General features: G+C 61.9%; 12 protein-coding genes. 8 read left to right on the top strand and 4 right to left on the bottom strand.

The genetic code is table 11. The features are described 5' to 3' along the window. Positions 1-226: 226 nt before the first annotated feature. Genes HT585_RS28295 through HT585_RS28310 form a run of 4 tightly spaced genes read left to right on the top strand, consistent with a single transcriptional unit; the run spans position 227 to position 2,803 of the window. Entirely contained in the window at positions 227-775 is a 549-nt protein-coding gene (locus tag HT585_RS28295; RefSeq protein WP_176356117.1) for a carboxymuconolactone decarboxylase family protein, read from the top strand. A 51-nt stretch (positions 776-826) separates the two neighbouring features. Next, on the top strand, positions 827-1,396 hold the full coding sequence (locus HT585_RS28300; protein ID WP_176356118.1) for a redoxin domain-containing protein: 570 nt from the start codon (positions 827-829) through the stop codon (positions 1,394-1,396). Then, positions 1,393-2,103: a glutamine amidotransferase gene (locus HT585_RS28305; protein ID WP_210270595.1), complete on the top strand. Its 711-nt coding sequence runs from the start codon at positions 1,393-1,395 to the stop codon at positions 2,101-2,103. Before HT585_RS28300 ends, HT585_RS28305 begins: the two co-directional genes overlap by 4 nt. Beyond that, entirely contained in the window at positions 2,093-2,803 is a 711-nt protein-coding gene (locus HT585_RS28310) for an MOSC domain-containing protein (RefSeq protein WP_176356119.1), read from the top strand. The genes HT585_RS28305 and HT585_RS28310 overlap by 11 nt, the downstream gene beginning before the upstream one ends. Before the next feature lie 148 nt (positions 2,804-2,951). On the opposite strand, the gene HT585_RS28315 is transcribed toward HT585_RS28310, so the two are convergent. Beyond that, a complete protein-coding gene (locus HT585_RS28315; RefSeq protein WP_343214106.1) occupies positions 2,952-4,385 on the bottom strand; it encodes an FAD/NAD(P)-binding protein in 1,434 nt (477 codons plus the stop codon). Beyond that, complete coding sequence (ssuD, locus tag HT585_RS28320; RefSeq protein WP_176356120.1) at positions 4,382-5,551, bottom strand: FMNH2-dependent alkanesulfonate monooxygenase; 1,170 nt, start codon at positions 5,549-5,551, stop codon at positions 4,382-4,384. The genes HT585_RS28315 and ssuD overlap by 4 nt, the downstream gene beginning before the upstream one ends. A 184-nt stretch (positions 5,552-5,735) precedes the next feature. Between ssuD and HT585_RS28325 the strand changes: the two genes are divergently transcribed. The 4 genes from HT585_RS28325 (at position 5,736) to HT585_RS28340 (ending at position 9,200) form a co-directional block, all read left to right on the top strand. Next, the gene (locus tag HT585_RS28325) at positions 5,736-6,284 is read left to right on the top strand and encodes a flavin reductase family protein (RefSeq protein WP_176356121.1); all 549 of its coding nucleotides are present in this window, start codon (positions 5,736-5,738) and stop codon (positions 6,282-6,284) included. A gap of 177 nt (positions 6,285-6,461) precedes the next feature. Continuing rightward, positions 6,462-7,469, top strand: a complete 1,008-nt coding sequence (tauA, locus tag HT585_RS28330; RefSeq protein WP_176356122.1) for a taurine ABC transporter substrate-binding protein — start codon at positions 6,462-6,464, stop codon at positions 7,467-7,469. A gap of 97 nt (positions 7,470-7,566) precedes the next feature. After that, entirely contained in the window at positions 7,567-8,364 is a 798-nt protein-coding gene (locus tag HT585_RS28335; protein WP_176356123.1) for a taurine ABC transporter ATP-binding protein, read from the top strand. After that, complete coding sequence (locus HT585_RS28340; protein WP_176356124.1) at positions 8,361-9,200, top strand: ABC transporter permease subunit; 840 nt, start codon at positions 8,361-8,363, stop codon at positions 9,198-9,200. The genes HT585_RS28335 and HT585_RS28340 overlap by 4 nt, the downstream gene beginning before the upstream one ends. Before the next feature lie 18 nt (positions 9,201-9,218). On the opposite strand, the gene HT585_RS28345 is transcribed toward HT585_RS28340, so the two are convergent. After that, entirely contained in the window at positions 9,219-10,625 is a 1,407-nt protein-coding gene (locus HT585_RS28345) for an FAD/NAD(P)-binding protein (protein ID WP_176356125.1), read from the bottom strand. A gap of 343 nt (positions 10,626-10,968) precedes the next feature. Beyond that, the gene (locus HT585_RS28350) at positions 10,969-11,577 is read right to left on the bottom strand and encodes an RBBP9/YdeN family alpha/beta hydrolase (protein WP_176356126.1); all 609 of its coding nucleotides are present in this window, start codon (positions 11,575-11,577) and stop codon (positions 10,969-10,971) included. Between the last annotated feature and the right edge of the window lie 680 nt (positions 11,578-12,257).

Raw genomic sequence — 12,257 nt, forward strand, 5'->3', positions numbered from 1 at the left:
CCGTGACCAGATGCAATGAAGGAAACCAGCACCGGCACTCTGTCTCGGCCAATGCTTTGGGCGCTGCCACGCCCAAGCCAGCAGATGTCTCGCCAGGACCAACCTCTTCACCTTCGGGACCGAATGAACCACAGCGCTTTCGGTCCCGATGATGTCGGCGCCGGTCCGTCGACTGCCATCGGCGAACCGGCATTTTCTCCCTCCACGCGAATAGAAAGAGAAAACCATGAGCAGAATTAGTCTAGTTGACCCCAAGTCGGCAACCGGTGACAGCGCCGAACTGCTGGGCAACATCCACGCCGCCTTCGGCGCGACGCCGAACATGTTCAAGGCGGTGGCCAATTCACCGGCGGCACTTGCGAGCATGTGGGGTTCGTTCGGCGCGCTCGGTAGTGGCCGGCTCGGCGCCAAGCTCGGCGAGCAGATCGCCGTTGCCGTCGCTGACCGCAACGATTGCCACTATTGCCTCGCCGCCCACACCGCGCTCGGTCGCAAGGCGGGCGCCACCGCACAGGAGATGGCCGACGCCCAACGCGGCCAATCCAGCGACCCGAACACGGCGGCGGTGCTCTCGTTTGTGCGTACACTGGTAGAAAAGCGCGGCCAGGCTTCGGACGCGGACGTCAAGACATTGCGCGATAAAGGCTTTGACGATCAGGACATCGTCGAGATCATCGCCCATGTCGCGCTCAATCTTTTCACCAACTACATCAATGTGGCGCTCGCCGTTCCCGTCGACTTCCCGGGCGTCAAGCTCGTGCGCGAAGCTGCCTGAGAACCCGCCGGGCAGCCTTGTCTGCCCGGCACTTCCCGAAGGAATGGCCCCATGACAACAGATACCCCAAATCAGGCGCCGGAACTGGAAGTCGCAAGCTGGTTCAACACCACCGCGCCGCTCAGCCTCGGCATGCTGCGCGGACGCGTCGTCTTCATCCATGCCTTTCAGATGCTTTGCCCAGCTTGCGTCTCACACGGGCTGCCGCAAACCCAGCGCGTGCAACGCCTGTTTCGCGACACGGACCTACAGGTGATCGGGCTGCACACGGTCTTTGAACACCATGCGGCGATGGGTCCCGAGGCTCTCAAGGCGTTCATCCACGAATACCGGCTGACCTTCCCGATCGGTGTCGACGCCGCTTCGGTGGATATGCCGATACCGCGCACGATGCAGCGCTACGGCATGCGCGGCACGCCGACCACCATTATCATCGGACGCGACGGTACAGTGCGCCACCATCGCTTCGGCATCGAGGACGACCTGCTCGTCGGTGCATGGCTGGCGAACGCGCTCGACGAGCCACTGCCAACAACGCTTCGGGATCTCGCTGGCTGCAGCACGGACGGCTGCGCGATCCCTGATGAGAGCTTACGTCGGTTGGAGACAAAGACGCGATGACACTGAAATCGGCCCTGGTGATCAGGCACGTTCACTTCGAAGATCTTGGCACCTTTGACGCTCCCCTTCGTCGTGCCGGCTACGGGATTGAATACCGCGACGTCGGATCCTCGAACTTTCTGGACTTCGCACCGGAGGCTGCCGATCTCCTGGTGGTCCTCGGCGGGCCGATAGGCGCCTACGAGGATTCGGCCTATCCGTTCCTGCAGCGGGAGGTCGAGGTCGTGACTGCCCGCTTGAAGACAGGACGTCCAACCCTTGGCATCTGCCTTGGCGCGCAACTGATGGCCCGTGCGAGCGGCGCGCGGGTCTTCCCATCGGGCATCAAGGAGATCGGTTTCGAGCCGATCAGCCTTACCGAAGTTGGTCGCGTTTCTCCCCTCCGCCATCTGGACGGGGTGCCGATGCTGCACTGGCACGGCGATACCTACGACCTTCCCGTCGGTGCGACCTTGCTGGCGTCCACCTCCAGGAACATCCAGCAGGCGTTCTCCATCGGCAGCAACATACTCGGGCTTCAGTTTCACCCCGAGGCGGATGCGGGACCGGCGTTCGAACGGTGGCTGGTCGGCCACGCCTGTGAGCTGGCAGCAGCGAAAATCGATATCGCAAAACTCCGAAACGACACCGCTGATTTCGGCGCCGCGCTGGCGGTGGCCGCCGACGCAATGATCACGGAATGGCTGGAGCAGGTGCATGCGGACTGATCAAGCACAACCAATCGCCCTCAACGCCTTGCTTGTGGGCGACCTGACCGCCATCGACGAACGCGGGACGCCAAGCGGCATCGACAAGAAACCGGTTGCCGGGTCTTTGAACCTGTCGGCTACCGGGCTGATTGGCGATCACCAAGGCGATCTCAAGCGGCATGGCGGCATCGAGAAGGCAGTGCATCACTACCCCGGCGATCACTACCGGCTCTGGCAGTCGGAGATCGGCCCGATCTCCGTTCTCGGTCGCCTGGGGGCGTTCGGCGAGAACCTGTCGACCTCGGGGTTGACCGAAGACGACGTTGCCGTTGGAGATCGCTTCCGCCTGGGGCGTGCGCTGCTCGAAGTCAGCCAGGGACGGCAGCCCTGCTGGAAGTTGAACAAGCGTTTCGGGCTGAACGATATGGCCCGCCGGGTCCAGCAATCCGGGCGCACCGGCTGGTATTACCGCGTCATCGAAGAAGGACGCGTCTGTGTTGCCGACGCCCTGGTTCTGGTCGAACGCCGGTGCCCGACGTGGACCATAAGGCGGCTCTGGCATTATCTCTACGTCGACACGATGAACCGGGATGCGCTTCATGAAATCGCCAATCTCGCAATATTGCCGGCGAACTGGCGCGACTATGCGAGCAAACGCTTGGCAACTCGAACTGTCGAGGATTGGACACGGCGTCTTGAGGGCCAGCCGGAAGGCTAAGGCGCGTGGCGATCTTTCAGGCTCGCTTGGCGCGCTTTAAGGTCTTGTTTTCACGCATGTCGTTATCGCAAAACCGCGGCACACTCTTGCGGGACATGCTTTGGAAGCGGCTCCGTTTCCTTGGGCTAGGGCAGAAATCCTCTGAGTGTCAGGCCGTCTTTGCCACGGGCCCGAACCGGAATTGACGTTCCAGCCGTCGCGCGACCCGGTCGGCAACGAAGATCGCATGCTCGTTGACTTGAGGCAGTCCCATCAGTTCGCCGAATGTGCCGCGGGCAAGCGGGCCGGCGATGAAAAGCGTGTCGTTGCCGTTTCCATTGCCATCGATTGCCCGGCTTTGATCATCGCAGGCAAGACCGAGGCCGACCGCATCCAGTTGGAGATGGCCTCCTTCTGCCAAGTCCGCCAGCCAGCGTTGGCTTTTCAAGATGCTCGCGTGTGCGGGGCCTGTGGTCACGACGCAAGCATCAAATTTCATCGTCTCAGAGTGGTTGGTATGGCGATGGCGGATCTTGGCGATGATGGTCTCGCCGTGCTGGCTTATCTCCTTCACCAATCCGCCAATGACCCCGATGTCACCGTGTTCGAGCCCTTGCGCAATCACGGCGTCGATCCGCGGCGCGACACGAAATCGGTGCACATCCCAATAGACGCGCAGGTGACGGACAAGCCGCCTCCGCTCCACAACCGGCAGCGCTCGCCAAATGTCGCCCCCCTGCGCGCGCAAAGCATCGAAGACGGCGTGCCAACTTCGCCCTTCCGCCGGGACCTGCTGCAGCGCAAGGCGTACCCGGCGCAACAGCGTCCGGGCTGTTCGCGAAGGGTCGGTAACGAAATCCCCGAATGGTTCCTGGGCAGTTGTTGCATGCCCCCTCGACCGTAGCCCCCTGCGAGATACGGCAGTGATCGCACCTCGGTGTCCGCTGTGCCGCAAGGAAGCGATGACATCGGCCGCAGTCAGCCCGTTGCCGATGATGAGGACGCGATCCTCCGCGCAGATCACCGACAGTGCGCCTGATGATGTCGAATCGGGGACGAAACGCGGATGGCCGGCAAGCGCACCGGAAATATGCTGAGGTGGGCAGGGCGCCGGATGGGTGGTGGCGATGATGGCGATGTCGGCCAGGACCTCGGTGCCTCCGTCCGCCTTGACGGCCCACCGATCCCCCGTTCTGGCGATCTGGATCACCCGTTCACGGCAATGGTGGATCTGCCCACTTGCAAGAAGCGGAGCGACAAAGTCGCTCACATAATGGCCGAATACCGTGCGCCGCGGGTAGAGGTTTCCGTCGGCTGCCAGAGCATCCGGATCGTCGCGAGGTTCTCGTGCGGCCGCAAGCCATCGCAGGAAATCATCCGGATCGTCCGTCAACAGGCTCATCCGCGCCGCCGGGACGTTGACGCGGTGGGCCGGGTCCGACGTGTCGTAGGCAAGGCCAGCCCCGAGCCGCGACCTCGGTTCGAAGACGAAGACATCGGCCGTGTGTTCGGGCATGTTCCTGGCGAGATTGGCTGCCAGCACCGCACCGGTGAACCCCCCGCCAATGATTGCGACAACCGGTCGGCGGGATAGGCGCGTCACGATTGAGAGACCTTGAGCTTCGGCCTGTGGTCGCCCGCGATGGTCTCACCGAACGGGCCGGTGTTGATAGACGTTTCGCGAGCAGGGACCGAATGGTTGAGCGGCAGGTTCGGCAGCACGAGTTCGCCGAAGCGATAGGCCTCCTCCAGATGCGGGTAGCCGGACATGATGAAGGTATCGATGCCAATCTCGCGGTATTCTTCCATCCGCGCTTTGACCTGATCCGGGTCACCGACGAGCGCAGTGCCTGCACCGCCCCGCACGAGACCGACGCCGGCCCAGAGATTGGGCGCCACCTCAAGCTTGTCGCGCCGGCCGCCATGCAACCGGCTCATGCGGCTTTGACCTACCGAATCCATGCGCTCGAACACCTTTTGTGCCGCGGCGATCGTTTCGTCATCGACATATTGTATCAGGTCGTCGGCCGCCTGCCAGGCTTCCTTTGCCGTCTCGCGAACGATCACATGCAACCGGATACCGAAGGTGACGTCCCGACCTTCAGCATCGGCCAGCGCGCGGACTTCGGCAATCTTCTTGGCAACGTCTTCCGGCGGCTCTCCCCATGTCAGGTATTTGTCGATCGTCCTGGCCGCAACCTCCTGGCCCTTGCCGGATGACCCGCCGAAATAGAGCGGCGGATGCGGCTGTTGCACGGACTGGAACAGCAGCTTGCCGCCCTCGATATTGAAGTGCTTTCCCTTGAAGCTGACGTCTTCGCCGCGCAGAACCGCTTTGTAGACGTTGAGGAATTCCTCGGTGACCTCGTAGCGCTCTGCATGCGAAAGATGGATGCCGTCGCCCTTGTTTTCCGTCGGGTCGCCGCCCGTCACGACGTTGATGAGCAGCCGCCCCTCGGACAGCCGGTCGAGCGTTGCCGTCATGCGGGCCGCAAGTGTCGGCGATAGCAGTCCCGGTCGTACCGCGATCAGGAAGCGCAGCTTCTCGGTCAAGGGTGCCAGCGCCGACGCCACCACCCAGCTGTCCTCGCAACTGCGGCCAGTGGGTATCAATACGCCGTAATAGCCGAGCGAATCGGCGGCCTGGGCGACCTGCTTGAGGTAGTTCAGGTCGACATTGCGCCCTCCCCGCGTCGTGCCGAGATAGCGGCTGTCGCCATGGGTGGGCAGGAACCAGAGAACGTTGATTTTGTCAGGCGTGTTGCCCATGCGAATTCTCCTCGGACGCGATCTGTGGCGGACGGCAACAGGGGCCGGCAGCTTGAAAAAGATAAACTCTATAAAATTTATTGACAATGAAAAATCAGGCGATCATTTTTGAGTGGAGGAAAAATTTTTCCCGGATTGCGCATTGCAGACCGGGAAGCAGGTGAAATTTTTCGAGGATATTGCCATGAACATCGCTCTTGCCGCTTCCCCCGCATTCACGACATCCAGTCATGCCGCCGACCGTCCCTCCCCGGTCACTGCTAACGAACTGAAGTCGGCAATGCGCAATCTTTCAGGTGGCGTCTCGATCATCACCGCCGGCGTCGGCGACGAGCGCACCGGCGCGACGGTCACGTCGGCAACGGCCCTGTCGGTCGACCCACCGACGATGATCGTCAACATCAACCGGACGTCTTCCACCTGGCCGGTGATCGAGCGCTACCGTCATTTCTGCGTCAACATTCTCGCCAGCGAGCAGCAGCACGTGGCTGAAAGGTTCGCCGGCTTCGGGGGCCTCAAAGGCTCGGCGCGCTACGACGGCGCGCACTGGCGGACCCTCGTCAGCGGTGCTTCTGTTCTGCACGGCGCGCTCGCCGCTATTGATTGCGAAGTTGAGGAAGTCATCGAGCGCCATAGCCACGCGATCATTCTGGGAAGGGTCCTGGCGATTACCTCCGCCGCCGGCGAGCCGGTACTTTACCATGGCGGTCGTTACGGCAGCTTTCAGCCCTAACCGCAAGCATCGACCCAACTTGGGCACAGACGACGTACAAGTGGCCGAAGTTTGGAATGGCGTCATACCCCGTCGAGCAAACGGGGTATTTTTTATCTCCATAAAATCCATGGGTTTTGAGACTATCATTGCAGGCTCCACGACGGGGCCATCGCCAAACCGTTGAGGAGCACGGCAATGACAATCGCAAGACGCACCCTTTTGGTCTCAACCGCTGCGCTGTTGCTGGCGACACAGGGACTGTTCGCAGCACATGCTGCCGACACCACGCTGACTATCGGCTACCAGCCGATCGTCGAACCGTCGCGCGTGCCCCAGGCCGATGGCACTTATGAAAAGGTGACCGGGGCAAAGATCAACTGGCAGAAGTTCGACGGCGGTGCCGATGTCATAGCCGCACTCGCATCCGGCTCGATCGATATCGGCTATGTCGGCTCATCGCCACTGGCGGCGGCCGCCAGCCGGGAACTGCCGTTCGAAACCATCTTCGTCGTCGGTCTCATCAGCGAGGCGGAAGCTCTGGCGGTCAAGGGCATCAACAAGCCGGAGGAACTTGCCGGCAAGAAGATCGCAACGCCGTTCGTGTCGACGGCGCACTACAGCCTGCTGACGGCACTCAAGCATTGGAACGTTGATCCGAAGTCCGTCGAGATCCTCAACCTGCGGCCGCCGGAAATCGCTGCAGCCTGGACGCGTGGCGACATTGATGGCGCCTATGTCTGGGATCCGGTTCTGTCCGAAATCAAGAAGACATCGACCGTGCTTGCTACCTCCGCCGACGTCGCGAAGTGGGGTGGCCCGACCTTCGACGCCTGGATCGTCAGCAAGAAATTCGCCGAGGCGCATCCGGATATCGTGACCGGGTTCGTCAAGGTGACCGGTGACGCCTATGCCGACTACCGGGCAAAGCCGGAGGCGTGGAACGCAACCTCGGCTCAGGCGGAAAAAATCGCTCGGTTGACGGGTGCCAAGCAGGAGGACGTGCCGGCGCTGCTGAAGGGATACTATTTCCCGTCCCTGGAGGAGCAGGCTGGTCCCGATCTTCTTGGCGGCGCAACCGTCAAGGCGGTCGCAGAAACGTCTGCCTTCCTGCTCGAGCAGGGCAAGATCCCGGCAGTTCTCGCCGACTACGGCCCTTACGTCTCGGCGCGCTGGGCACAGGAAGCCGCCAAGCTCTCGTTCTGAGCAGGGCTGGAGTGGCAATCAACGGGCTGGCGGCATGCCCGCAGGCAAACTGCCAGCCTTTCAATCGATCCACGCCAGAGAGTATGAGGATTGCGCAATGTCGATGCTTCGGCTTGAAAATGTCTCGTTGCGCTATGCGCCTGGCGATGGGCGGTCGCAGGCACCGCTGGTCCTGGACCGGATCAACCTCGATATTACCGGCGACGATTTTGTCGTGGTGATCGGCAGGTCCGGCTCGGGCAAAACCAGCCTGCTCAATCTGGCAGCGGGATTCCTGACGCCAAGCAGCGGCCGGATCGCGCTTGACGGCCAGACGTTATCTGGACCGGGGTCGGACCGAGCAGTCGTCTTTCAGGACGACGCGCTTTATCCGTGGCTGACGGCGATTGAAAATGTGGCCTTCCCCCTGCGCTTGCGCGGCGTCGGCAGAGATCAACGGCTGAAGGAGGCGCGCGCGCTGCTCGAACATGTCGGCCTGCCGGATGCGGCCGACCGCAAAGTCTGGGAGCTTTCCGGCGGCATGCGCCAACGTGTGGGCATTGCCAGAGCCTTGGCCTCTCATCCGCGGTTCCTGCTGATGGATGAGCCACTTGGTGCCCTCGATGCACTGACGCGCGTGCGCATGCAGGGATTTCTCCTGGACATGTGGCAGGCGAGCCGTGCCGGCGCGCTTCTGATCACGCACAGCATCGATGAAGCCTTGATGCTGGCAACGCGCGTCATCGTACTAAATGCCAACCCCGGCCGGATCGCAAGGGTGATCCCGGTGAACTTCGCGCGGGATTATCTTGCCGGAGTACCGCAATCGGAGCTGCGTGCCTCGGCCGAATTCCGGCGGCTGCACGATGGCTTGACCGGTCTCATTCATTCAGAAGACGAAGGTGTTGCAGCATGACCCTTTCCATGGAGACGGCGTCGATCGACAACGAACCAACGGGTGAAACGGATACCGGGCGACCGGCACGGCCGCGGCCCGTTCTCTGGATTTCAGCAGCGACGGTTGTGGCGGTGGTCGGCCTGTGGGGCCTCGTCTCGTTTTACGCGCTGGTGCCGCCGCTGTTCCTGCCCTCACCGCTCGCTGTGCTTCGCGCGCTGCGCGGACTGGCGACGACGGGGTTCGTCGACGCGACGCTCGTCCAGCATGTCGCCGCCAGCCTCTCGCGCATCTTCGGTGCTCTCGCCGCTGCCCTTATCCTTGGCGTGCCCGCAGGCCTTGCGATCGGAACCAGCCGTTGGGGCAAAGGCATCCTCGATCCGATCGTTGAATTTCTCCGCCCGTTGCCGCCGCTTGCCTATCTGCCGTTGGTCATCATCTGGCTCGGGATTGGCGAAGCCTCGAAGATCGCCGTTATCGCGCTGGCGATCCTGCCGCCCATCATTCTGTCGACGGCATCAGGCGTCAAATCCGCGTCCGCCGACCACATCAATGCCGCGCGCGCCTTCGGCGCAACGCGGCGGCAATTGCTGGTGCATGTGATCCTGCCTGGCGCATTGCCGTCCATTCTCACCGGCACGCGCATTGCGCTTGGCGCCGGCTGGTCGACCCTGGTTGCCGCCGAACTTGTGGCGGCGACACGCGGCCTCGGCTTCATGATCCAGTCCGCAGCGCAGTTTCTGGTCACCGACATCGTCATTGCTGGCATCGTGGTAATCGCGCTCGTCGCCTTCCTGTTCGAAGTCGTTGCCCGATCGGTCGAGCGGCGGCTGGTTCCGTGGTCAAACCGCCGCTGAGGATCAAACGCGGCCTTCCTATGCTGACTTCTGGGTCACTCGGCGACGCGTTGCAATCAACCGCGCCGCTGCATAGGTTTGCGTGACGATCTCTGGGACGAGATCGATATCGGGCAGGCTGCCCAGCCCCAAAGGGCCGACCGCGTAGAGGTTGGCGGTTGGACCGCCGTCCGCAAGCACCTCGCCCGCGGGGCTGACCGCGAGGCCGAGCCCGAGTTCGTCCGGCTGCGCCAGGCCACCGGCAAAGAGGTTCTGGATGACCGGCGACTTGAGATCCGGCGCAGAACAGCGACAATCGATGACCTGATCGGCCTCCAGCAGATCTTCTTGTGCGGCCCCGGCCCAACGAACCATCAATCCCTCGGATCGCCGGCGCCCTGCCCAGCCCTTGCGCACGACAGTCCGGCCACCAGCCAATTCCTGCTGCAGTCGCAGATGCAAGGGTGCTGGCAGCCGATTGCGGTGGCTGTCGTAGATCGAGCGCAGGTGGCGGTTAAACTGACGCTTCTCGTGTTCCGGCAGGGCTTGCCATAGGGAACGCGCGCGGCGCCGGAGCCCGTTCATCGCCGCCTGCCAGCCAAGGCCGTTGGCTTCGGCGTCTGCGCAAGCCTGGCGCACGAAGGGGACGATATCGCGAAGCCTTGTCGGCATCGGATCGACGGGAAAAGTGGGTGCTGCCGCCAGCCGTGTGTGCGCCTGCGGCAGGAACCCGTGGCGGGAGACAATGGTGATTTCGCCAGCATAGCCGCTGTCACGCATTTGCAGCAGACGATCGACGACACGCACGCCACTGCCGAGCAGTACCGCATGGCGTGGCACTACCAGACGTCGCGCCCTCACCAATGGGCGCTCTTCGTCCGCGACTTCCATTTCAAGGGCGCGGATGCCGAATCCGGTCGCAAGCACGGCGATATCGCATTCGATCGAGCCTTCCTCCTGCATGACGAGAAAGCGTCCCGACGGCAGTTTTCGCAGTCCCAGCACCGCCTGGCAGGAGAGCTGCATCGAAATATCCGGCCGTCGCGTCAGCGCTTCGGAAAAACGCTGGTAGACATAATCGCTGAAAATGCGCTTCGGCACGAAGATCTGCTGGAAACCGGGAATGGCTGCAGAGACGGCGGAGCGAAAATCCTGATTTGCGCAAAGCCATTCATTGAAATCCTCCGGCTGCCCGGCGGCAACCGAAAGATCCCGGACGCGGCTGTTGAGAATCTCACCGCTCTGGGCGGCGGCCATCACCTGTCCGCCGCTGATTGTCGGTTGCGGGTCGAAGAGATGGACATGAAACGCTGTTCGTACCGACTTCATGAGCGCGATCGCCATCATGATCCCCGAGAATCCCCGGCCGATGATGGCGATGCGCGGTTTTGTCTGCGGGCCATCAGCATCTGGCGAAATCTTGGCAAACAATCCGTGGACAGTCATGTGAGCTCCCTTGTGGCCTGGCTGTGATCAGCCGGCAAAGTTTGAAACGCATGGCTGTTCCGATCCCGAACACGGACCGGACATTGGTCTATCGCCCAGCACCGCGGTCAGCCGCTGCCCTGGCGCATATCTGCAGTGTCGGGGAATGGAGCCGCCAGCCGCGTGGGCCGGCGAGGAGGTATGCGTTGTTCTGGCTGGCCTGGCACCTCGGCACATGGTCATCCCTATACGGCATACTCTATAAAGTTTATGCGCTATTAGAACGCGAAAACGGGGCGACATCAAGCCCTTTGTACGCCCTCCTCATCGCTGACCGGCGGGCACGGGTGTCGCACACACCTGGCTACCTCCCCGCGGCGGCACTGACCTCCCGCTTTTCACCGGCCTGGACAACACTCACCAAAGGCTGTTCGCGCCGCGCAATGCCGTTCAGGACCGTCAGCAGGTCGTAACCTCGCTGCCAGCGACCAAACCCGCTGGCAATATTAATGTGACCGGCGTTTCCAAGATCGACGAGGCGGCTACCCCAGCGGGTGGACACGTGTCTGAGACGATCGAAAGACATATAGGGGTCGTTGAGGCTGCCGACGATCAGGCTCGGAAACGGCAGAGGCTGTTCCGGCATGGCGCCGAACTCAATCGCACCGGGATGAAGCCCTTCGGTCACATCAAGGTCGCACGGCGCCACGAGAAGCGCGCTTCTGATCTGACGCGCCAGCGGTCTTCGCCCCATGCTGGCAACGAGAATACAGCCCAGACTGTGCGCGACAAGATCCACGACGCCGTGTCGAACTATGGCCCGCTCCAACGTGTCGCGCCATCGCGTGAGTACCGGGTGGTCCCAGTCGTCCTGCTCGACTAGGGTGGCCTGTTGATGGTCGTCGAGCCAGTGGCGTTGCCAGTGCCCCGCACCTGAGCCGAACAGGCCCGGAATAATCAAGGTTTTTGCCATGCTATCAGCCTCGTGCGACAGGGCCCAATTGACGGCACGCCCACCGTCTGCTGGTCAAACAGTTCACGAGGCGATTATGCGAAGGGGAATGGCACGATGTAAGCAAGGAATGTTCAATATCTATATTTTCTATAGCATAACTTTCTTCAGCCTTGAATCACATCGCCGAGATCGTCGTATCGACCTGGGAACAATGCTTGAGGCAGAGTGTTTCTTTTGACGCGTTTCTCGGCGAAATCAGTTTCGTTTTGAGGCCACTTGCCGTCAAAAAATTGCGTTGTTGGCGCCCGCGAAATTGATAGTTTGACCTGAGGGCTTCGACGGCAAGTGCAATCGAGGTTTTGTGGGATGGTGCTGTGTTCGGCCAACTCGACAAGCCGGGCGAGAAACCTGTTTCGACGGCTGCATCGTGGGGTCTGGTTCGAGCTCAATCGGGAGATCGATAGGCTGGCTTAGTTCAGCTTGATCGATCTCATAATGGGAGCGCCTGGGTTTTTCCTGAGGCGCATGGAAGAGGTGAGCTGGATTTGAGAGAGCATGGCCACAAGAGCCGCTGGCGGTTTCGCCAGCCGAGTGTGCTTCCCGGGTTCGGTCTGGCGCTCAGCGTCACGCTTTTCTGGCTGGTGCTGATCATCCTCATCCCGCTGTCGGGCCTGATCTGGCGTTCGAGCAGCCTGGGC

Source organism: Ensifer oleiphilus (assembly GCF_013371465.1).
GTDB classification, from domain to species: domain Bacteria; phylum Pseudomonadota; class Alphaproteobacteria; order Rhizobiales; family Rhizobiaceae; genus Ensifer; species Ensifer oleiphilus.